The sequence below is a fragment of the Novilysobacter erysipheiresistens genome, assembly GCF_036663935.1.
In the GTDB taxonomy this organism is placed as follows: Bacteria; Pseudomonadota; Gammaproteobacteria; order Xanthomonadales; family Xanthomonadaceae; genus Novilysobacter; species Novilysobacter erysipheiresistens.
In genome coordinates, this window is the sequence record NZ_JAXGFP010000007.1 from 147667 (window position 1) to 168789 (window position 21123).

Annotated in this window: 18 protein-coding genes, 1 tRNA gene and 1 riboswitch; of the genes, 6 read left to right on the plus strand and 13 right to left on the minus strand. The window is 68.3% G+C overall.

Going from position 1 to position 21123, the window contains the following annotated elements; genetic code table 11:
* Nucleotides 1-77 precede the first annotated feature (77 nt).
* The 6 genes from SNE34_RS13420 (at nt 78) to SNE34_RS13445 (ending at nt 5914) form a co-directional block, all read left to right on the plus strand.
* Nucleotides 78-1886, plus strand: a complete 1809-nt coding sequence (locus tag SNE34_RS13420; RefSeq protein WP_425604548.1) for an autotransporter domain-containing protein — start codon at nt 78-80, stop codon at nt 1884-1886.
* Between the two features lie 45 nt (nt 1887-1931).
* Nucleotides 1932-2005, plus strand: a tRNA-Gly gene (locus SNE34_RS13425).
* Between the two features lie 123 nt (nt 2006-2128).
* Nucleotides 2129-2608 (plus strand): ATP-dependent zinc protease family protein, encoded by a 480-nt coding sequence (locus tag SNE34_RS13430; protein WP_332618064.1) that lies wholly within the window; start codon nt 2129-2131, stop codon nt 2606-2608.
* 5 nt (nt 2609-2613) lie between these two features.
* Entirely contained in the window at nt 2614-3522 is a 909-nt protein-coding gene (gene rimK, locus SNE34_RS13435; RefSeq protein WP_332618066.1) for a 30S ribosomal protein S6--L-glutamate ligase, read from the plus strand.
* A 351-nt stretch (nt 3523-3873) separates the two neighbouring features.
* Nucleotides 3874-4557 carry a response regulator transcription factor gene (locus tag SNE34_RS13440; protein WP_332618068.1) on the plus strand — a complete coding sequence of 228 codons (684 nt, stop codon included), beginning with the start codon at nt 3874-3876 and terminating at the stop codon, nt 4555-4557.
* Entirely contained in the window at nt 4544-5914 is a 1371-nt protein-coding gene (locus SNE34_RS13445) for a sensor histidine kinase (RefSeq protein ID WP_332618070.1), read from the plus strand. Before SNE34_RS13440 ends, SNE34_RS13445 begins: the two co-directional genes overlap by 14 nt.
* Before the next feature lie 6 nt (nt 5915-5920).
* Here the strand turns inward: SNE34_RS13445 and SNE34_RS13450 are convergent, their stop codons facing one another.
* From SNE34_RS13450 to SNE34_RS13510, 13 genes are all read right to left on the minus strand, one after another.
* Entirely contained in the window at nt 5921-6853 is a 933-nt protein-coding gene (locus SNE34_RS13450; protein WP_332618072.1) for a branched-chain amino acid transaminase, read from the minus strand.
* A gap of 96 nt (nt 6854-6949) precedes the next feature.
* Nucleotides 6950-7627: a hypothetical protein gene (locus SNE34_RS13455; RefSeq protein WP_332618074.1), complete on the minus strand. Its 678-nt coding sequence runs from the start codon at nt 7625-7627 to the stop codon at nt 6950-6952.
* 73 nt (nt 7628-7700) lie between these two features.
* Complete coding sequence (locus tag SNE34_RS13460) at nt 7701-8321, minus strand: hypothetical protein (protein ID WP_332618076.1); 621 nt, start codon at nt 8319-8321, stop codon at nt 7701-7703.
* Between the two features lie 127 nt (nt 8322-8448).
* A complete protein-coding gene (gene metF, locus SNE34_RS13465; RefSeq protein ID WP_332618078.1) occupies nt 8449-9273 on the minus strand; it encodes a methylenetetrahydrofolate reductase [NAD(P)H] in 825 nt (274 codons plus the stop codon).
* A gap of 252 nt (nt 9274-9525) precedes the next feature.
* Nucleotides 9526-10971 (minus strand): adenosylhomocysteinase, encoded by a 1446-nt coding sequence (ahcY, locus tag SNE34_RS13470; RefSeq protein ID WP_332618080.1) that lies wholly within the window; start codon nt 10969-10971, stop codon nt 9526-9528.
* A 43-nt stretch (nt 10972-11014) separates the two neighbouring features.
* Nucleotides 11015-11091, minus strand: a riboswitch (S-adenosyl-L-homocysteine riboswitch).
* 63 nt (nt 11092-11154) lie between these two features.
* A complete protein-coding gene (metK, locus tag SNE34_RS13475) occupies nt 11155-12390 on the minus strand; it encodes a methionine adenosyltransferase (RefSeq protein ID WP_332618082.1) in 1236 nt (411 codons plus the stop codon).
* Nucleotides 12391-12487: 97 nt separating this feature from the next.
* On the minus strand, nt 12488-13651 hold the full coding sequence (locus tag SNE34_RS13480; RefSeq protein WP_332618084.1) for a serine/threonine-protein kinase: 1164 nt from the start codon (nt 13649-13651) through the stop codon (nt 12488-12490).
* A 6-nt stretch (nt 13652-13657) separates the two neighbouring features.
* The gene (locus tag SNE34_RS13485; RefSeq protein ID WP_332618086.1) at nt 13658-14356 is read right to left on the minus strand and encodes an RNA polymerase sigma factor; all 699 of its coding nucleotides are present in this window, start codon (nt 14354-14356) and stop codon (nt 13658-13660) included.
* A 129-nt stretch (nt 14357-14485) separates the two neighbouring features.
* Nucleotides 14486-15484: a tRNA dihydrouridine synthase DusB gene (gene dusB / locus SNE34_RS13490; protein WP_332618088.1), complete on the minus strand. Its 999-nt coding sequence runs from the start codon at nt 15482-15484 to the stop codon at nt 14486-14488.
* Nucleotides 15485-15539: 55 nt separating this feature from the next.
* A complete protein-coding gene (locus tag SNE34_RS13495; RefSeq protein WP_332618090.1) occupies nt 15540-16628 on the minus strand; it encodes a PepSY-associated TM helix domain-containing protein in 1089 nt (362 codons plus the stop codon).
* A gap of 11 nt (nt 16629-16639) precedes the next feature.
* Nucleotides 16640-18787, minus strand: a complete 2148-nt coding sequence (locus SNE34_RS13500; protein ID WP_332618092.1) for a TonB-dependent receptor — start codon at nt 18785-18787, stop codon at nt 16640-16642.
* 94 nt (nt 18788-18881) lie between these two features.
* Nucleotides 18882-19847, minus strand: coding sequence for a ribokinase (locus SNE34_RS13505; RefSeq protein WP_332618094.1), 966 nt, complete (start codon nt 19845-19847; stop codon nt 18882-18884).
* A 10-nt stretch (nt 19848-19857) separates the two neighbouring features.
* On the minus strand, nt 19858-21123 hold the full coding sequence (locus tag SNE34_RS13510; RefSeq protein WP_332618096.1) for a nucleoside permease: 1266 nt from the start codon (nt 21121-21123) through the stop codon (nt 19858-19860).

Sequence of the window (21123 nt, forward strand, 5' to 3'; positions counted from 1 at the left end):
GCCCATTGCAGGAGCTCCCGATGATCAATCCCGTCCGCACCGCCCTGGCTGTCGCCCTCGCGCTGGCGAGTGCATCCGTGTCGCAGGCCGCGTTCGCGCAGGCCACGCCCGCCTCCAATGACAGCCCGTACTCGCAGACGGTGTTCTTCGGCGACAGCCTGACCGATGCCGGCTCGTTCCGCCCGATCCTGGTCCAGCAGGATCCGCGCGCGGTGCTGGTCGGCAAGTTCACCACCAACCCGGCGCTGGTCTGGTCGGAGTACCTGGCCGATTTCTACGGCACCGACGCCACCCCGGCCAACCAGGGCGGCAGCAACTATGCCTACGGCGGCGCCCGCGCCGGCACCGACGTGGTCGGCCAGCTCGGCCCGACCCCGTCGCTGGCAACCCAGCTCGGCACCTACCTGGGTGCGACCGGCGGCGTCGCCGACCCGAATGCGCTGTACACGGTGTGGGGCGGCAACAACGACGTGTTCGCCGCGGTTGCCACCGCCGGCGCCGGCGGTGACCCGGCGCCGATGATCGGCGCGGCGGTGGCGGCGCAGGTCGGCGTGGTCGGTGGCCTGCAGGCGGCCGGCGCCCAGTACGTGCTGGTGCCGACCATTCCCGACATCGGCCTGACCCCGGGCTTCCGCGCCCAGGGGCCGGCGGCGCAGGGTGCCGGCACCCAGCTGGCGGCGGCCTACAACGACGCGTTGTTCGGCGCGTTCGCCCAGGCCGGGCTGCGGGTGATCCCGCTCGATACCTTCCACCTGTTCCAGGAGGTCGCGGCGGACCCGGCGGCGTTCGGCTTCAGCAACATCACCGGCACCGCCTGCCAGCCGCAGATCACCGCGCAGTCGCTGACCTGCAACCCCAATACCTACGTGTCGCCCGACGCCGCGACCAGCTATGCGTTCGCCGATGGCGTGCATCCGACCGGCGCCGCCCACGAGGTGATCGCCGATTACGCCGCCTCGGTGCTGGAGGCGCCGCGACAGGTCGCGGTGCTGGCCAATTCCGCGTCGGTCACCGGTCGCGCGCGCGCCGACCGTGTCGCCGCGCAGTTGGCGGTGCCCGCCGATGGCGACGGCATGCGCTGGTGGGCGGACGTGCGCGGCGACTTCCAGCGTTACGACCACGGCCGGGTGTACGACGGCGTCGGTCCGGCGCTGACGATCGGCGTCGACTGGCGCAGCGGCGCGTTGACCTACGGCGGGTTCGGCGGCTATGGCCAGCAGGGCCGCGACTGGGGCAACCGTGGCGGCAGCTTCGACCAGAGCGAAGCCAGCATCGGCGGCTACCTCGGCTGGACCTCCGAGGCCGGTGGCTGGATCAACGCCCAGGCCAGCTATGCCCAGCTCGGCTTCGACATCGAGCGCAACGCCAACCTCGGCCAGTCGACGCGGGTCCACCGCGCCGACGTCGATGGCAGCAATGTCAGCTTCGGTGTCAACGGCGGCTGGGAGTTTGGTGATGGCGCGCTGCGCCACGGCCCGGTGCTGGGACTGCTGACGCAGAAGATCGAGATTGACGAGTTCGCCGAAAGCGATCCGCAATTGTCGACCTCGCTGGCGTACCCGGAGCAGAGCTTCGACTCGATGATCGGCAGCGCCGGCTGGCAGCTGCGCTACGACGGCGCGCACGTGCAGCCGTACGCGCGGGCAACGGTCGACCGCGAGTTCGAGGACCATCCGGAGCAGGCGTTCGCGCGGCTGCAGTCGATGCCGGGCACCATGGGCTACGCGGTCCCGGGCGTGGCGTTCGACGACAGCTACGGCACCGTGATGTTCGGTGCGCGCACGCAACTGTTCGGGCTCGACGCCAATATCGGCAGCAGCCTGAGCGTCGGTCGCACCGGCGGCCACGACGCCACCGTGTTCGCCACCTTCGGCAGCCGGTTCTGAGGCTTGCTTCCCGTTCCCGCGCCGCTGCCTTAGACTTTGCGCCACGCGGGTGTAGCTCAATGGTAGAGCTGTAGCTTCCCAAGCTACTGACGAGGGTTCGATTCCCTTCACCCGCTCCAGATATGCGGCGGCCTCGATCAAGCGACGAGGCCGCCGTTTTTGCTTGTTCGCGTTGTCGTTGCTCCGGGGATGGTTCACTCGGAACGGATTGGCGACCGCCCGGACCGGGCGCGGAGGCTTCGATGTCGGCATCACCGTCCTCCCCACTCGTCGCGCTCGGCTGGCGCGAATGGGTCGCCTTGCCCGGGCTGCGCATCGCCGCGATCCGGGCCAAGGTCGACAGCGGCGCGCGCACTTCGGCGCTGCATGTCGATGCGCAATGGCGGTTCGTCGAGGCCGGCGCGCCCTGGGTCGGGTTCCGCCTGACCCCCGGCGAGAACGCCGCCACCATTGAATGCGCCAGCGCGATCGTCGACGAACGCGAGGTCACCGATTCGGGCGGCCACACCAGCTTGCGCGCGTTCGTGCGCACGCCGTTGCGGGTGGCCGGGGTCGAACGCGAAATCGACATCAACCTGACCGATCGCCACGGCATGGCGTTCCCGATGCTGCTCGGCCGCAGCGCGATGGCGCGTGTCTTCACGGTCGATCCGGCACGCTCGTTCCTGCATGGCCGCGTCGCTGCCGCGACCGGAACTCCCCCCGTCACCCCGCGGACCTGACGCCGATGAAACTCGCCATCCTGTCGCGCAACACCAAGCTGTACTCGACCCGGCGCCTGGTCGAGGCCGCGCGCGAGCAACGCCACAGCGTCCGCATCCTCGACCCGTTGCGCTGCTACATGCGGATCGACTGCGACGGTTTCGCGATGCGCTACAAGGGCCAGTCGATCTCCGGCTACCACGCGGTGATCCCGCGCATCGGCGCCTCGGTGACCCGCTACGGCACCGCGGTGCTGCGCCAGTTCGAACTGATGGGCAGCTTCACCCCCAACTCGTCCGACGCGATCCTGCGCGCGCGCGACAAGCTGCGCAGCCACCAGTTGCTGGCGGCGCAGGGCATTGGCCTTCCGGCGACGGTGTTCGGCGACAACCCCGATGACACCGCCGACCTGCTGTCGATGCTTGGACCGCCGCCGCACGTGATCAAACTCAACGAAGGCACCCAGGGCGCCGGAGTGATGCTGACCGAGAAGCTGTCGGCGTCGAAAGGCGTGATCGAAGCCCTGCGCGGCCTGTACGCGCAGTTCCTGGTGCAGGAGTTCATCCCCGAAGCCAAGGGCGCCGACCTGCGCTGCTTCGTGGTCGGCGGCAAGGTGGTGGCGGCGATGAAGCGACAGGCGCCGAAGGGCGATTTCCGCTCCAACCTGCACCGCGGCGGCAGCGCCAAGGGCGCCAAGGCCAGCGTCGCCGAGCAGGATGCGGCAATCCGCGCCGCCCGCGTGCTCGGCCTCGGCGTGGCTGGCGTCGACCTGATCCGCTCGCGTCGCGGGCCGCTGGTGCTGGAGGTCAACGCCTCGCCGGGATTGGAAGGCATCGAGGACGCCAGCGGGGTCGACGTGGCCGGCGCGATCGTCGAGTACGTCGCAGAACGGCATCGTCGCCGCACGGCGAAACGTGCGGCGGACAAGAAATAACCCGTTGAATAGATTGGTGTTTTGTCGGATTCGCCGGTGTTTAACATATTTTTTACGACGCACTTAACAGTCGTTTAATCGACGGCTGGGTAGCCTTCTCCAAACCGCAGCTTTGCCCGGTTTCGAGGCCGCCGACCCAGGTCATCGGCACGGAACCCCAAGTGGCGGTATCGGGGCAACACCCTTTGACCCAGGCGCGGTGGCACCGCGCCTGGGTTTTTTGTTTGCACCGCTTTCGCGCCGGCTGACAGCGCCGTCACGGGTGAACAGGGCATGCTTCAACGGATTGCGCTCTGGCATCATCGCCCGAATGGGGTGGTTGTCCCGCGCGCCCACATACAGGAAGACCCGATGCGCATTCTCGTGATTGAAGACAACCAGGACATCGCCGCCAACCTCGGCGACTTCCTGGAAGACCGCGGCCACACCGTCGACTTCGCCGCCGATGGCATCACCGGGTTGCACCTGGCGGTGGTCCACGACTTCGACGCGATCGTGCTCGACCTCAACCTGCCCGGCCTCGATGGCCTGGAGGTTTGCCGCAAGCTGCGCAACGAGGCGCGCAAGCAAACCCCGGTGCTGATGCTGACCGCGCGCGACAGCCTCGACAACAAGCTGGCCGGTTTCGATTCGGGCGCCGACGACTACCTGATCAAGCCGTTCGCGCTGCAGGAGGTCGAGGTCCGGCTCAACGCGCTGTCGCGCCGCGGCCGCGGGGTGCAGACCCGGGTACTCAATGCCGCCGACCTGGAATACAACCTCGATACGCTGGAAGTGCGTCGCCAGGGCAAGCTGCTGCAGCTCAACCCGACCGCGCTGAAGATCCTGCAGGCGCTGATGGAAGCCAGCCCGGCGGTGGTCACCCGGCAGGAACTGGAGACCCGGGTGTGGGGCGAGGAACTGCCGGATTCGGATTCGCTGCGGGTGCACATCCACGGCCTGCGCGCTGTGGTCGACAAGCCGTTCCCGACCCAGCTGATCCAGACCCGCCATGGCATCGGTTACCGGATCGCCGAGCTCGATGCCGCAAACTGACGCTGCGCCCGAACCGGTCGACACCGCGTCGACCGCCGCCGCCCCGAAGCGGCACCTGCGCTACCGGCGGCGCTTGCGCAGCCGCATCATCCTCGCCTTCGTCCTGCTCGGCTTCGGCCTGACCACGCTGTTCGCGTACGCGACCAACTGGACCCGCACCCGGGTCGAGAACCAGCTGGTCGAGGACATGATGAACCGCAACATTGCCGAGGCCGCGCGCCAGTTCGAACTGGACCCGGCGAACCCGGAGTTCCCGGTCGACCAGATACGCGCGTTCGTCTACACCCCCGACAAGTTCGAGTCGGTGCGGATCAATCGGCCAGAGTGGTACGAACTGTCCGACGGCATCGTCACCATGACCGGGGTCGATGAGGCCGGCGAGAAGTTCACCTACAAGCTCGCCGTGCGCAAGACGCCTGATGCCTGGTTCTTCCTCGCCTACGACATGACCCAGACGGCGCGTGGCGAGTCGCAGTTCAACCGCGCGCTGTACGGGTCGGTGCTGCTGTTCACCCTGTTGTCGCTGCTGGTCGGCTGGTGGGCGGCGTCGCGGGTGATGAGCCCGGTATCGGAACTGGCGCGGCGGCTCAAGCAGTCCGGCCGCAGCGCCGAGCCCGAGGCACTCGCCGCGCATTTCCCCGACGACGAGGTCGGCCAGCTGGCCGAGGCGCTGGACGATTACGCCAAACGCCTGACCGACGTGGTCCAGCGCGATCGCGAATTCAACGCCGATGTCAGCCACGAACTGCGCACGCCGTTGTCGGTGATCCGCGGCGCGGTCGAGCTGTTGTTGTCGCGACCGGACATCGACGACAAGACCCGCAACCGCCTGCAACGGATCCAGCGCGCCGAGCAGCAGTGCACCGACCTCATCAGCGCGCTGCTGCTGCTGTCGCGCAACGAGCGCGGGCACGGCGCGACCGATGTCGCGCGGATCGCCGAGCAGTTGCTCGACGTGCACCGCACCCAGGTCGCCGGCAAGCCGCTGGAGTTGCGGCTGGAAGGCGAGCACGGCCTGGTGGTGGATGCGCCGGAAGCGGCGATCGCGGTCGCGCTGGGCAACCTGATCGGCAACGCGGTCAAGTACACCACCCGCGGCGAGGTAATCGTGCGGATGCTGCCGAACGCGGTCGAGGTGATCGACTCCGGTCCCGGGCTCAGCGCCGAGGATGCCGCCAAGCTGTTCGAGCGCGGCTACCGCGGCACCCACGCCGGCCATTCGCAGGGCGGCGGCATCGGCCTGTCGATCGTGCGGCGGCTGTGCGCGCTGTATGGCTGGGAGGTACGGGTCACGCCCGGCGAAGTGCAGGGCGTGGTCGCGACGCTGACGTTCGACGCGCCGCCCGCGTCACTCTAGGAGCGGCTACGCGTCCAACGGCTCCAGCCAGCCGTACTTGTCAGGGGTGCTGCCATCGAACAACCCGAAGAACAGCGACTGGATCCGCTGGGTCAGCGGCCCCGGCTTGCCGGCGCCGATCTGGCGGCCGTCGACCGAGCGGATCGGGGTGATCTCGGCGGCGGTGCCACACATGAACAGCTCGTCGCACAGGTACAGGTACTCGCGCGGCAGGTCGCGCTCGACCACCTCGATGCCGGCGTCGCGGGCCAACCGGATGATCGAGTTGCGGGTGATGCCGTTGAGCAGCGCGGCGCTGACCGGGGTCGTGTGCAACGCCCCGTCGAACACCAGGAACAGGTTCTCGCCGGCGCCTTCCGACAGCAGCCCGGTCGAGGCCAGCGCGATGCCTTCGCCGAAGCCGAGACGACGTGCCTCGCGAGCGACCAGCTGCCCGGACAGGTAGTTGCCGCCCGCCTTGGCCCCGGCCGGGATGGTGTTGGGGGCGAACCGCTGCCAGCTCGACACGCAGGCGTCGATGCCGGTCTCGAGCACGCCGGGGCCGAGGTACGGACCCATCAGCCAGGCCGCCACCGACATGTCGACCGGGGTATCGGCCGACAGGCCGAAGCCGCCGAGGCCGCGGAACGCGAATGGCCGCAGGTAGGCCTTGCTGAAGCCGTTGCGGCGGATCACCTCGCGGCAGGCGGCGTTGATCTCGGCCACGCTGTAGGGCATCGGCATGTCGTAGATCTTGGCCGAGGCGTAGAGGCGCGTGTTGTGGTCGGTCAGGCGGAAGATCGCTGCGCCGTTGGGGCGGCCATCGATGAAGGTGTCGTAGCTGCGGATGCCCTCGAACACCGACGACCCGTAATGCAGGGCGTGCGCCATCACGTGGGTAGTGGCGTCTTCCCAGCGCTTGATCGCGCCGTTGTGCCAGATCCATTCGGGGTATTGCATCGTCGGCTTCCGTAGGGGCGAGCCGGCTATTGTGCCTGCTCGCATCGCGCCGGTCGCGCCGCCGGGGCGTCAACCGCCGTGGTCAGCCGCCCCTCATCATCCACCCTTGATCCAGACGCAACCGAAATGCCGGTGCAGGTCGAATACGGTTTCCGACGGGGTGCTGCCGTTGTCCAGTGTCTGCACCACCCGCAGTGCGACCGGGTCGTGGTTGACGGTGGACGGGTACCGGTAACTCGCCACCGGCACCGCCGGCCCGCCGGTGGCGTCGGCCACGGCGTCGAAGCCTGAGTCCACCTCGGCGTCTGGCCCCGACCAGGCCGCCACCGTTGCCGCCCGCGGCGCAGGCAGGACCGGCACGATGTCGACCAGCGGGCGTTGCACCAGCGCGTCGAGCCGGGTCATCACCGGCGTGGCGGTGCGGCTCGACATGCCGGCCCAGTGGTACACGCTGGCCAGGCGATTGGCATCGCGAGCATCGATTGCGGTGCTCATCTCGAAGATCAGGTCCTGGACGTTGCGCGCGCAGCCGCCGCGATAGAAGCGGCGGCTGCCGGTACGATCGCGCGGCGCTTCGCGTTCGACCGCGCCGATTTCGGAGCAGCGGAGGTCGGTGAACGCGGTGCTGCCGTCGTCACGTTCGCAGCGGCTGACCTCGGCGGCGGCGGGCGATGACCAGGCCAGCAGGATCAGCGCGAACGCGGTACCTGCGGCCAGGGCCAGGCAGGCCGGAGCCGCGTGGAAATGAAATATCCGGGCGTGGCGATAGGACATCGCCCCAGCCTACCCCGATGTGACGGGTGCGTGAAGTGACCGGCCGCGCACCATGTCCCGTTTCCGTTACGCGCTAGAACTCGATGAAGTAGCAACCGTGGTAGCGCCGCACGTCGAAGTCCTGCACCTGGCGCGAGGCGCCGTCGGCAAACACGAGCTGCATCACCCCGGCGGTGGACGGCGCCGCCGCCGTGGCGTCGGCGTAATGCATCGCGCCGCCGATCCGGGCATCGAAGTAGTGGGCCTGCCACAGCGGCTGCGCGGCCAGCCGATCCAGCCGCTGCATGATCGTGCGCGCCCGGCCGGTATCGAGTCCGACCCAGTGATAGCTTTCGGCGATGCGGTTGACGTCGCCGAGCGCCCATGCGCCCTGCAGGTCCATCGACAGCTGGGTCGAGGAGCGCGCGCAGCCGCTGGCGAGCGACCGTCGCGCCACTGACGGCGCACGGCGGGCGCCGAACATGCCGGGGTCGAGGTCATCGCCGCTGGAGGCCAGCCGGGTCAGCAATTCACCGGACATCGGGCTGGATGTCGCGCCGAGCGAGGCGCAGGCCCGGTCGGTGTAGATCGCGGTGCCGTCGACGGCCTCGCAACGCTGGATGCCGCGGGACTGGGCGTGGGCCGGGGCGATGCCGGGCGGCGTCGACGTGACCAGCAGGGCCGCGGCGAGGACGCCGGAAGGGAGCGATTTCATGAGGTGGGGGAGCCGCGGGGGATGTCCCCCATGCTCCGCCCGGGGTCGTCAAAGCTTTGTCACCAAAGGCGCCGGGGCTGAACGCCGACGCAACCCGCGCTGAATGCGGGCGAGGTCGGCACGGGCTTCAGGCCAGCCGGCGCAGCACGCCCACGGTGGGCTTGGCCAAGTTGAGCGTGTAGAAATGCAACCCCGGCGCCCCGCCGTCGAGCAGTTGCCGGCACAGGCGGGCGACGACATCGGCGGCGAACTCGCGGATGCTCTCGGCATCGTCGCCATACGCGGACATGCGCTGGGCGACCCAGCGCGGAATCTCCGCACCGCACATCTCGGAGAAGCGGCGGATCTGGCTGAAGTTCGAGATCGGCATGATCCCCGGCACGATCGGGATGTCGATGCCCGCGGCGCGCACGTCGTCGACGAAGCGGAAATACGCATCGGCGTTGTAGAAGTACTGGGTGATCGCGCCGTCGGCCCCGGCGCGGACCTTGCGCACGAAGTGGCCGATATCGGCGTGGGCATCGCGCGCCTGTGGATGGGTTTCCGGGTAGGCCGCTACCTCGATGTGGAAGTCGCCATCGTGCTCGCGGCGGATGAACTCGACCAGGTCGGTGGCGTAGCGGAAGTCGCCGGGATGGCCCATGCCCGACGGCAGGTCGCCGCGCAGGGCGACGATGCGGCGGCAGCCCATCGCCTTGTAGCGCTGCAGCAGTTCGCCCAGTTCGGCGCGGGTGCCGCCGACGCAGGAGATGTGCGGCGCGGCGCTCAGCGCGTGGTGGTGGTGCAGGCGCTCGACCGTTTCAGGGGTGTAGCTCAGGGTCGAACCGCCGGCGCCAAAGGTGCACGACACGTATTCCGGCGAATGCGTCTTGAGCTTGGTCGTGGTGCGGTCGAGTTGCGCGCGCTGCTCGTCGGTCTTGGGCGGGTAGAACTCGAAGCTGATCGGGGTCATGGGCACAGGGATACAATGGAATGGATGCAGTATATCGCTTCATCGCGATGAATTTGCATATCGCCGCTGACACGCCGCGCGCGATTTCACGTCGTTGTAGGAGCGGCTTCAGCCGCGATCGGATGGTTGGCCGCGCGAGACGATTCCAGATTGCGGCTGAAGCCGCTCCTACAGAAGCACATGAAGACGTCGACAAAGGCGCAAAAAAAACGGGCGCCGAAGCGCCCGTTCCTGTTATCGATCAACCTGCGATCAGTAGCGATAGTGATCCGGCTTGTACGGCCCTTCGACCGGCACGCCGAGGTAGTCGGCCTGCGCCGGGGTCAGCTGGGTCAGCTTCACCCCGATCTTCTCCAGGTGCAGCCGCGCGACTTCCTCGTCGAGCTTCTTCGGCAGCAGGTAGACCTGCTTCCCGTACGTGTCCTTGTTGGCCCACAGGTCGATCTGCGCCAGCGTCTGGTTGGCGAACGAGTTCGACATCACGAAGCTGGGATGGCCGGTGGCGCAGCCCAGGTTGACCAGCCGGCCTTCGGCCAGCAGGAAGATCGCATTGCCGTTCGGGAACACGAACTTGTCGACCTGCGGCTTGATGTTGATCTTCTGTACGTCCTTGAGCGCATACAGCGCATCGACCTGGATCTCGTTGTCGAAATGGCCGATGTTGCAGACGATCGCCTGGTCCTTCATCGCCTGCATGTGCTGCACGGTGATGATGTCCTTGTTGCCGGTGGTGGTGACATAGATGTCGCCGCGGCCCAGGGTGCTCTCGATGGTGTTGATCTCGAAACCTTCCATCGCCGCCTGCAGCGCGCAGATCGGGTCGATCTCGGTGACCACCACGCGCGCGCCGTAGGCCCGCAGCGACGCCGCGCAGCCCTTGCCGACGTCGCCATAGCCGCAGACCACCGCGACCTTGCCGGCCAGCATCACGTCCATCGCGCGCTTGAGGCCATCGGCCAGCGATTCGCGGCAGCCGTACAGGTTGTCGAACTTGGACTTGGTGACCGAGTCGTTGACGTTGATTGCCGGGATCAGCAGCGAGCCGGCTTCGGCCAGCTGGTACAGGCGGTGGACGCCGGTGGTGGTCTCCTCGGAGACGCCCTTCCAGCCCTCGACCACGGTGTGCCAGTAGCCCGGGCGCTCGCTGGCGACGCGCTTGAGCAGGTTCTTGATGACCTGCTCCTCGTGCGAGGACGCCTTCTCGTCGACCCACTTGCTGCCGTTCTCGAGCTCATAGCCCTTGTGGATCAGCAGGGTGACGTCGCCGCCGTCGTCGACCACCAGCTGCGGGCCGAGGAAGCCGCCCTTGCCGTCCGGGAAGCTCAGCGCCTCCAGCGTGCAGTCCCAGTACTCCTCCAGCGACTCGCCCTTCCAGGCGAACACCGGGGTGCCGGTCGCGGCGATCGCGGCGGCGGCGTGGTCCTGGGTCGAGAAGATGTTGCACGACGCCCAGCGCACGTCGGCGCCGATGTCCTTCAGGGTCTCGATCAGCACCGCGGTCTGGATCGTCATGTGCAGCGAGCCGGTCACGCGCACGCCCTTGAGCGGCGCCTCGGCGGCGTACTTGCGGCGGATCGACATCAGGCCCGGCATCTCGTGCTCGGCGATGTCGATTTCCTTGCGGCCGTAATCGGCCAGGGTGATGTCGGCGATCTTGTAATCGCCTTCCATCGAGAAGGTCTTGGCTACAGCGTTCATTTGAAGCTCCGGTTATGCGCCTGTCATTGCAGCAGGCAGTGAAAGCAACCGGGCGCCGTTGTTCGTGGAACCTCGCCGAGCCTGGCCGTCCTTGCGACGGTCGCAGCGCCCCTCGGCGGGGCAGGCGGCGATTATATCGCGGCCGTTCGCCCTCTCCCGCCAGGCAGGAGAGGGCGCTGACGCTTACTTCAGTTTCGCCGCCTTGCGCAGCTCGTCGGCGCGGTCGGTCTTCTCCCAGGAGAAGGCGGTCGCGCTGTGCTTGTGGCCGGTGGCGTCGACGTAGCTGACGTCCTTGGGCTTGCGACCGAAGTGGCCGTAGGCGGCGGTCGCCTGGTAGACCGGGTGGATCAGGTCGAGCATCTTGACGATGCCGTACGGGCGCAGGTCGAAGTGCTTGCGGATCAGCTTCTCGATCTTGTCGTCGCTGATGTGGCCGGTGCCGAAGGTGGTGACCGAGACCGAGGTCGGCTCGGCGACGCCGATCGCATAGCTCAGCTGCACTTCGCACTTGTCGGCCAGGCCGGCGGCGACCACGTTCTTGGCGACGTAGCGCGCGGCGTACGCGGCCGAGCGGTCGACCTTGGACGGGTCCTTGCCGGAGAACGCGCCGCCACCGTGGCGGGCCATGCCGCCGTAGGTGTCGACGATGATCTTGCGGCCGGTCAGGCCGCAGTCGCCGACTGGGCCGCCGATCACGAAGATGCCGGTCGGGTTGATGTGGATCTTGTTCTTCGGCAGCGCGTCCAGCCACGCCTTCGGCAGTACCGGCTTGAGGATGTGCTCGCGCACGCCCTCGATCAGGTCCTTCTGCTTGATGCTCGGGTCGTGCTGGGTCGACAGCACCACCGCGTCGATGCCGGCGATCTGGTTGCTGCCGTCGTAGCGCAGGGTGACCTGACTCTTGGCGTCCGGGCGCAGCCACGGCAGTGGCGAATTCTTGCGCTTGCGCACCTTGGCCTGCTGCTCGACCAGCCGGTGGCTGTAGTAGATCGGCGCCGGCATGAACTCGGGCGCCTCGTTGCAGGCGTAGCCGAACATCAGGCCCTGGTCGCCCGCGCCTTGCTCTTCCGGCTTCTTCTGCTTCTTCTTGCTGCCGTCGACGCCGGCGGCGATGTCCGGCGACTGCTTGCCGAGCATGTTGATGATCGCGCAGGTGTGGCCGTCGAAGCCGACGCCCGAGTGGTCATAGCCGATGTCGTTGATGACCTTGCGCGCGAGGTCCTCGATGTCGACCCACGCGGTGGTGGTCACCTCGCCGGCGACGATCGCCGCACCGGTCTTGACCATGGTCTCGCAGGCCACGCGGGCGCGCTTGTCCTGGGTCAGGATCGCGTCGAGCACGGCGTCGGAGATCTGGTCGGCGATCTTGTCCGGGTGGCCTTCGGAGACGGATTCGGAGGTGAACAGGTAGCTGGACATCGAGGTTATATCCTTGCATTCGGATAAAAGGATGGGCGCGAATGATACAGACAACGCGCGCGTGGCGCATTGTGCCGCGTTCCGGGTTTGACTGCGGTTAAGTGCGCGCGGCGAGCAGCGCGGCCAGGGCGAGGATCAGCGACGCGGTGGTCAGCAGCACGGCGAGTGCGAGCCAGGGTTGTCGTCGGATCCAGCGCCCGGCGCGCTGCAGGGGATTGAGCGGACGTACCCAGACTTCCCGATCCTCCAGGAAGCGACCGAGGTCGTCGGCCAAGCCGCGCGCGCTGGCATAACGCGCGATCGGCTGTTTGTGCAGGCAATGCAGGCAGATCGCCTGCAGGTCGCGCGGCAGGTCGCGACGGTAGCGGCGCGGGTCGCGCACGCGGCCGCGCAACACCAGTTCGATGGTCGAGCGCGCTGAGCCGGCCTCGAACGGTGCATGTCCGGTCAGGGCCTCGTACAGCACCGCGCCCAGTCCCCAGACGTCGGTGGCCGCGCACAGGCGCCCGAGGTGCAACTGGACCTGCTCGGGAGCGATGTAGCCCGGGGTGCCGGAGATGCGTTCGGTCGGCACGCTGTCGCCATCGGCGACCCGGCGAGCGAGACCGAAGTCGGCGATCTTGGCGATGCCGTCGGTTCCCAGCAGCACGTTGGCGGGATTGAGGTCCAGGTGCAGCACCCCAAGCCGGTGCGCGTAGTCGACCGCTTCGGCCAGCACGCGCACCAGGGCGGCCGCCTCGCGCGGCGGCAGCGGCCCTTGCTGGCGGATGCGCTGGCCGAGGTTGCGCCCTTCGACCAGCTCCATCGCGTAATAGATGCGTCCGTGCTGCTCGCCGACTTCGTACACGGTGACGATGTTGGGGTGCTTGAGGCTGGCGGCGTCCTGCGCTTCGTGGCGCAGGCGGTCGACGCCTTCGGGCGCGGCCCAGATTCCGCCGGACAACAGCTTCAGGGCGACGTCGCGATCGAGCGAGCGCTGGTGCGCGCGGTAGATCCAGCCCGTGCCGCCGCCGCCGATCAGGGCACGCAGCTGGTAGCCGCCGAACTCGCACTGGTCGGGATCGTCGAAATCGAACTCGGGTGGTTCATCGACAGGGGGCTGCCCGGACGGCGTCGCCGCACGGTCGCTGGTCGGGAGCGTGTTCCCGGGGAACAGGCGCACGGCCAGTCGGGTGGTCCGCCACCACGACTTCCGTTCGCCGTTGCCCCGGTCGGAGCCGGGGTCGTGGCTGCTGTCGGCTGGCGGGAGGCGATCGGCCATGTCGGGTCAGAGCGCGTCGGTGTGGGTGATTCCGCGCAATGCCTGCAACTCGCCATCGAGGTCCTCGGCGTTGCTGACGGTGTTGGCCAGCTCATCGCGGATCAACTCGCGCAGGCGCTTTCGCAGCCGGTGCACGTGCACGGCCACGGTGTTGGGCTTGAGGTCCAGGCGCTCGGCGGCGTGGCGGTAGTCGGCACTATCGGGTGACTCGACCAGGTATTCGGCCAGTTCCCGGTACAGCGACTCATGGCCGGCGGCATGGATTTCACGTTCGAGCCGGTGCACCGCGTGTTCGATCACGGTCAGCACCCAGCTCCGGTTGAACGCCTGTTCCGGCGACTGGCTGCCTGGCGCGCGCGCGGTGGCTTCGTCCAGCGTCACCCGTGGCGCGCCGCCGCCGCGCTTGCCGGCGCGACCGCTTTCGGCCTGGTTGGCGAGGAAGCGCTGCAGCGCGGTCAGCAGGTAGGCGCGGAACCGGCCGCGGGCCGGGTCGGCACGCGCATCCCAGCGCTGCTCGACCAGCCGGGCGAAGAACTCCTGGGTCAGGTCCTCGGCATCGGCGGCGCCATAGCCGTGCTGGAGCACGTAGCTCAGCACCGGTCTGCGGTAATTGCGGCAGATCTCCTCGAGCGCCTCGCGCGCCCGTTCGGGACTGTGCTGGCTCCCGAGGATGACGCTCCAGTGGGTGGTCGCGAACCGGGCCACGGGTGCCTCCGGGAAACGAACCGCTGCAGAACCGACCGTCAATCGATAGTCACGGATCGACGACCCCCGGGCGGACACCAGCGATTGTCACGCGCCGGTGCAGTGCAGCACATCGCGTGCCAGCCGCAGTCAGGCGGCGGCGGGCAGGTCCGGGGCGACGCCGGCGACCAATGCATCGAAGTAGTCCCGGGTCAGCCGAAATTGCGACTCGGCGGTGGTGGCGCGATTGACCACGTCGCGGAACCGCGCGTTCTCGGGGCGGTCCTTCGCATACCAGCCCAGGTGCTTGCGCGCGATGCGCACGCCCGACAGCTCGCCGTAGAACCCGTGCAGGTGTTCAAGGTGGCCGAGCAAGACCTCGCGGACTTCGCCCAAGGACGGCTCGGCCAGGGTCTCGCCGGTGGCTAGATAGTGGGCGATCTCGCGGAAGATCCACGGCCGTCCCTGCGCCGCGCGACCGACCAGCACCGCATCGCAACCGGTGTGTCGCAACACCGCCTCGGCCTTGCGCGGCGAATCGATGTCGCCATTGGCCATCACCGGGATCGACAGCGCCGCCTTGACCGCGGCGATGGTGTCGTACTCGGCCACGCCCTTGTATTGCTGGTCGCGGGTGCGACCGTGGATCGCCAGCGCGGCGATCCCGCTGGCCTCGGCGATCCGCGCGATTTCCAGGGCGTTACGCCGGTCGGCCGCCCAGCCGGTGCGGATCTTCAGCGTCACCGGCACGTCGACCGCATTGACGACCGCCGCGAGGATCTCGGCGACCAGCCCGGGCTCGCGCATCAGCGCCGAGCCGGCCCAGGCGTTGCAGACCTTCTTGGCCGGGCAGCCCATGTTGATGTCGATGATCTGCGCGCCGTGGTCGACGTTGTGGCGCGCCGCATCGGCCATGATCGACGGCACCGTGCCGGCGATCTGCACGCTGACCGGGTCGGGCTCGCCGACGTGGTCCATCCGGTGGCGCGACTTGGCGGTGGACCAGAACCGCGGGTCCGACGTGGTCATCTCCGACACGCACAAGCCCGCGCCCAGACGCTTGCACAGCACCCGGAACGGCTTGTCGGTGACCCCGGCCATGGGCGCGAGGATCACTTTCGGATTGATGGCGTGGCGGCCGATCTGCATCGGCGCATTTTATCGGAGCCGCGTGATCGGCGGGACCGTGTGAGAGCGCCGGGGTTCAGCGCTTGCCGCGGCGGCGGCGCCAGAACAGGAAGCCCGTGACCAGGCCGAACGCCGGCAACAGGCCGCCGGCCGCGGTCGCCCACTTGTACGCCGACCCGCCGACCGAGCCGATGTGCAACGGATAGATCGCCTCGGTCATCCGCGCGCCGAGCGCTTGGCTGGTGGCGTCGTGACGCAGCAGGACGGTGCTGCCGGCGCGGTCGACCGACACCAGGCTGCGGCCATTGGGGTGCCATTCGCCGGCGGCGCGCGCGCGGAAGCCGATCACGTCGCTGCCATTTGCCGGCGGCGCGACGCGGGTCAGCCGGGCACCGGGTGGCAACGCGGCGGTCGCTCGTGCCAGCACTGCCGGCCAGTCCGGCGCCTGCTCGACCGCGATCGGCCGCGGTAACGCCGCCGGTGGATCCTCGCCGCCGAACATTCCGGTCAGCAGGCTGCGCGCGCCGGCGTGATAAATCATGCCGACCCCGGTCAAGGTCAGCAGCAGCACCAGCGGCAGGGTCAGCACGCCACTGCTGCGATGCCAGCTGAGCCAACGCCGTACCGGGGGGCCGTTGTACATCCGCAGGTGGACGAGCATGCGGCCGAGCTTCGGCCACCAGAGGTACAAGCCGGTCAGCAGCAGGCCGAGTGCGATCCAGCCGACGATGCCGAGGATTTCATGGCCGGTCTCGCCGGCGAGCAGGTCGACGTGGAATTCGTGCAGCCACAGCAGCCAGTCGTCGTCGACGGTTCGGGTGAGCAGCAGAGCGCCGTCGTCGGGTGCGAAATAGGCGCGGTGGCCGTCCTCGAAATAGCCCTGCCAGACCGGCAGGCCATCCGCCTGCGGCAGGTGGATGCTGCGCAGGCCCTGCGGTTGCCAGTGGCGCAGGATTCCACCCAGCACCTCGCCATCGACCACCACCTCATGGCCGGCCAGTTGCGGCTGCTGCCACTGCAGCAGGTCCTCGTGGAACACCAGCACCGAACCGGACAGGCCGACCAGCGAGAACACCGTGCCGACCGTCAGCCCGACCCACAGGTGCAGCCACGACAGCGCCGCCCGCAGGCGGCGCTTGAACGCGATCGGTGCAGCCGGCTGCATCGGCGCGGGCCTCAGAACCGGTGCGACCAGCTTGCGCTGAACACCCGTCCGCGCCCAGCGAAGTAGTCCTCGTCGGACGGTCGGACCTGCGAGCTGTAGTGGATGTACTGCTGGTCGAGCAGGTTCTCGATGCCGAGGTTCAGGCTCCCGACCGGGAGGCCGACGCTGGCCTGCAGGTCGACCGTGGTGTAGCCGTCGAACTGGCTGTCGACCACGCCGCGGGTTTCGAATTCGCGGTCGCGTGCGTGGCTGGCCTGCAGCCGGGTCGACAGGGCCGGCAGCCACTGGTGCTGCCAGTAGGCGGTGATCCGGTCCGGGGCGATGTTGGCGCCGGGCAGGTCGCTGTCGATGCGGCCGTCGGCATTGCTGTCGTAGCGGCCCTCGCTTTGTGCATAACCGACGCCGAGGCGCATCGCTTCGGTCAGCTGCATCGCGAGGTTGGCTTCGATGCCGTTGATCTCGGTCGCCTCGCGCTTGACCTCGTAGCTGCCGGTGGCGGTGTTGAACGACAGTCGGGAACCGTAGTCGGAATCGGACCAGTACGCGGCCAGGTGGGCCAGCCAGCGGCCGTCGTCGTAGTCCAGGCCGATCTCGCGGTTGTCGGCGATCACCGGCGACAGCGACACCAAGGTGTCCACACTTTGGCCCGGCTCGTCGACCGCGCGTAGCACCCGGCCGACGTCGGCAACGGTGTAGCCCTCGGCGTAGGAGGCGTACAGCTTCAGCGCGCCGGTCAGCTCCCACACCGCGCCCAGGTTGGGCAGCACTTCGGTGAATTCCGGGCTGCCGCCGGTCACCTGCTGGGCGCCGTACTGCGGCAGGGTCACGAAGTCGTCGACCTCGAGTTTCGCGCTTTCGTAACGCAGGCCGCCGGTCAGCAGCACGTCGCCGAGCCGGTACTGCGCCTGCAGCAGCGGCGAGATGCTCTGGTAGGTGGTCGGCGGCACCCAGCCGAGGTCGCTGGCGAGCTGGCGCTGCTCGGTGGTGTCGCGCAGCAGGTCCAGACCCAGGGTCAGCCGCAGTGGCAGGTCGGCGACGTAGCCGCGCGACCAGGTGAACTTGCCGCCGAGCTTCTCGGCCTCGATCTGCGACTGGTCGTACCAGATCGCGTCGCTGCCGGTGTTGAAGAAATCGACGTAGGCGCTGCTGCCGTAGCGGCCGTCGAAGCGGTTCCAGAACAGCTGGCCCTGGAACTGCCCGCCGGCGAGGTCGTGGTCGCGGTAGTCGAGGCTGAGCGAGCTCGATTTGTTCTGCGGCGGCTCCAGCGGCTGGTCGCCGCGCACCGCGGTCGCCGGGAGGCCGAGCTGGTAGTCGCCGTCGACGACCGCGTAGTGGCCCTCGCCCTCGAGGCGGTAATGGTTGGCGCTCAGTTGCAGCCGCCGCTGGTCGTCTAGCGCCCAGCCGGCCTTGGCGAACAGGTTGCGGCTGTTGGCGTCCATCAGGTCGCCCTGCACCGGTTCCGGGGCGATCGAGTTGCCGTCGGCGTCGTAGTACAGCCCTTCCTGCGCGTACGACAGGCCGCCGACGAAATCGAACGCGCCCTGCTTCGTGCCGAACAGGTAGGAGCCGCGATAGCCGGCGCCGTCATCCTCGCTCGGCAGCGCCGTGCTGGCGCCGATGCTGATGTCGTGGAAGGTGGCGCCGTCTTCGCGCGGCGCGCGCTTGGTGATGATGTTGATGATGCCGCCGGAGGCGCCGATGCCCTGCAGCGCGTTGGCGCCATGGATGACCTCGATCCGCTCGATCATCGCCGGGTCGATCGTGTGGGCGTCGCGCGCGCCGTCGCGCAGCGGGGTCGATTGCGGCACGCCGTCGACCATGTACAGCGGCTGCCGGCCGCGCACCGATTCGCCGGAGCTGGTCATCTTCTGCCGTGGCGGCGCGAACGCCGGGATCAGGTTGGCCAGCACCTGCGAGATGTCCTGGGTGACCGCGAGCTGCTGCTGCAGCTGCTGCTGGTCGATCACGGTGATGGTATTGGGCAGCGCCGCCTCGGAGTTGGGGATGCGGCTGGTGCTGGCGGACACGACGACGCGGTCGAGGTCGGTGGCGCGGTCCGTGCGCGAAGAGGGAGCGTCCGTGCCGGTGGCGTCCTGCGCGAAGGCGGCAGGCGCTGCGAGCGCAACGAACAGGGCGCAGGCGAGGGCATGGCGGGGCATTGCGACTTCCAGATTGAGCAAGGGAGCCGCGCATGGTAATGCGAATCAGTCTCATTTTATAGGCGAGCCCGTACTCATCTCGCCGGGTTCGTCCTCAGTCCGAGTGCAGATCTGCGCGCACCGGCATCGCTGCGGCGGCGCCGGGGCGCTCGGTGGAACGGGCGGCGTAGCGGTTGGCGAAGGCGACATGCCCGGCGAAAGGCTGCCGCGGCTCGCACGCGATCGATGCCGCCAGCGCGCCGTTGAATGCGTCGCCGGCGCCGGTGGTATCGACTACCTGCGCCGGCGTGCCAGCAACGCGATAGACGGCGCGCTCGTCGCCGCGCATCCGTCCGGGCGCATGCGATACGAAACAGCCCTGTGCGCCGAGGGTGACGATCACGGTGCCGTGCGGCAGCAGCCGGCGGCACAGCGCGTGCAGGTCACCATCGTCGAGGCCGGCGAGCCGTTCGGGATCGCAGGACTCGCCAAGCTGGCGCTGCAGCTGCGCGCAGAACTCCGATTCGTTCGGGGTGATCACGTCACTCAGGGCGAGCAGCGATGCGGGCAGTTCGGCATCGACCGGGGCGGGGTTGAACACGGTAAGGACGCCTGCCTCGCGGGCCAGTTCGAAAGCTGCGGCGACCGCATTGACCGGCGACTCCAGCTGCGCCAGCACCACTGTCGCGTGCGCCAATGCGTCGCCCTGCGCGCGCACGAAATCGGCGGCCAGCGATGCGTTGGCGCCGGGACCGATCACGATGCTGTTGCGGCCCTCACGGTCGACATGGATGCCGGCGGTGCCGGTCGGCGCATCGCCGTGGGCCGCACGCAGGTCGATGCCGTCCCCGTCCGCGAGCCTGCGCGCGAGCTGGCCACCGGCGTCATCGCCGAGCGCGCAGATGAAAGTGGTGGCCGCGTCCGCGCGTGCCGCTGCGGTGGCCTGGTTGAAGCCCTTGCCGCCGGGGCCGGTGCGATAGGCGCCGACGCGGGTTTCGCCGGCGCGTGGCAGGCTCGGCAAGGTCCACACGTGGTCGACGTTGAACGAGCCGACCACCACCACCTGCGGCGCCCGCGCCATCGATCCCCGCTCAGGCGCCAACGCGGTGCGTGTCGGACGCCGTGGCCGGCGCGTGCTTGTGCTTGAACAGCAGCACGAACAGCACCGCGACCACCAGCGAGTACAGCGCGAAGGTCACCCAGATGCCGTGCCAGTTCTTGCTGTTGTCGGCGTAAGTGAACCAGTGCTCGATGATGAAGCCGCTGGCGATGCTGCCGAACACCGCGCCGACGCCGTTGGTCATCATCATGAAAAGACCCTGCGCGCTGGCCCGGATCTTGGGGTCGCTCTGGCCCTCGACGAACAGCGAGCCGGAGATGTTGAAGAAGTCGAAAGCCATACCATAGACGATGCACGACAGCACGATCATCCACAGCCCCGGACCCGGATCGCCGTAGGCGAACAGACCGAACCGCAGGAACCAGGCCAGCATGCTCATCGTCATCACCGCCTTGATCCCGAAGCGCTTCAGGAAGAACGGGATGGTCAGGATGAACAACGCCTCGGAAATCTGCGAGATCGACATGATGATCGCCGGGTAGCGCACCGCCAGCAGGTCGGCGTAGCGCGGGTCGCCGGCGAAGTCGTGCAGGAAGGTGTCGCCGTAGGCATTGGTCAGCTGCAACGCCGCGCCCAGCAGCATCGCGAAGATGAAGAAGATTGCCATGTTGCGATCGCGAAACAGCCGGAACGAGGTCAGGCCGAGCGCGTCGACCAGCGAACGCTTCTCACTCCTGCCGAGCTTCGGCGGGCACGGCGGCAGGGTGAACGCGTACAGGCCGAGCAGCAGCGAGGCGCCGGCGGCGACATGGAACTGGCCGGCCGAGGTCTCCAGCCCGAGCAGGCTGACCGTCCACAGCGCGGCGATGAAGCCGATCGTGCCCCAGACCCGGATCGGCGGATAATCGCGCACCACGTCGCGGCCGTCTTCCTTGAGCGCGTTGTAGGCCACCGCGATCGCCAGTGCGATCGTCGGCATGTAGAACACCATGTTGAGCAGCATCACCCAGAACATGGTGGTCGGGTCGTCGACCTGCGGCAGCATGAACAACACCACCGCGCCGCCGATGTGCAGCAGCCCGTACAGCCGCTCGGCGTTGATCCACTTGTCGGCGACGATGCCCATCAGCGACGGCATGAACAGCGAGGCGATGCCCATGGTCGAGAAGATCGCGCCGAAGCCGGTGCCCGACCACTGCTTGTTCTGGAACCAGTAGGCGCCGATGGTCAACAGCCACGCGCCCCAGATGAAGAACTGCAGGAAGTTCAGCACGATCAGGCGGAATTTGAGGTTCAA

Excerpts from the sequence above, each read along its gene's own strand:
- SNE34_RS13440 (WP_332618068.1), top strand. The coding sequence starts at position 3,874 with ATGCGCATTCTCGTGATTGAAGACAACCAGGACATCGCCGCCAACCTC.
- SNE34_RS13450 (WP_332618072.1), bottom strand. The coding sequence starts at position 6,853 with ATGCAATACCCCGAATGGATCTGGCACAACGGCGCGATCAAGCGCTGG.
- SNE34_RS13500 (WP_332618092.1), bottom strand. The coding sequence starts at position 18,787 with ATGCCCCGCCATGCCCTCGCCTGCGCCCTGTTCGTTGCGCTCGCAGCG.
- SNE34_RS13480 (WP_332618084.1), bottom strand. The coding sequence starts at position 13,651 with ATGGCCGATCGCCTCCCGCCAGCCGACAGCAGCCACGACCCCGGCTCC.
- SNE34_RS13445 (WP_332618070.1), top strand. The coding sequence starts at position 4,544 with ATGCCGCAAACTGACGCTGCGCCCGAACCGGTCGACACCGCGTCGACC.
- SNE34_RS13495 (WP_332618090.1), bottom strand. The coding sequence starts at position 16,628 with ATGCAGCCGGCTGCACCGATCGCGTTCAAGCGCCGCCTGCGGGCGGCG.
- SNE34_RS13455 (WP_332618074.1), bottom strand. The coding sequence starts at position 7,627 with ATGTCCTATCGCCACGCCCGGATATTTCATTTCCACGCGGCTCCGGCC.
- dusB (WP_332618088.1), bottom strand. The coding sequence starts at position 15,484 with ATGCAGATCGGCCGCCACGCCATCAATCCGAAAGTGATCCTCGCGCCC.
- ahcY (WP_332618080.1), bottom strand. The coding sequence starts at position 10,971 with ATGAACGCTGTAGCCAAGACCTTCTCGATGGAAGGCGATTACAAGATC.
- SNE34_RS13430 (WP_332618064.1), top strand. The coding sequence starts at position 2,129 with ATGTCGGCATCACCGTCCTCCCCACTCGTCGCGCTCGGCTGGCGCGAA.
- metK (WP_332618082.1), bottom strand. The coding sequence starts at position 12,390 with ATGTCCAGCTACCTGTTCACCTCCGAATCCGTCTCCGAAGGCCACCCG.
- SNE34_RS13505 (WP_332618094.1), bottom strand. The coding sequence starts at position 19,847 with ATGGCGCGGGCGCCGCAGGTGGTGGTGGTCGGCTCGTTCAACGTCGAC.
- SNE34_RS13460 (WP_332618076.1), bottom strand. The coding sequence starts at position 8,321 with ATGAAATCGCTCCCTTCCGGCGTCCTCGCCGCGGCCCTGCTGGTCACG.
- metF (WP_332618078.1), bottom strand. The coding sequence starts at position 9,273 with ATGACCCCGATCAGCTTCGAGTTCTACCCGCCCAAGACCGACGAGCAG.
- rimK (WP_332618066.1), top strand. The coding sequence starts at position 2,614 with ATGAAACTCGCCATCCTGTCGCGCAACACCAAGCTGTACTCGACCCGG.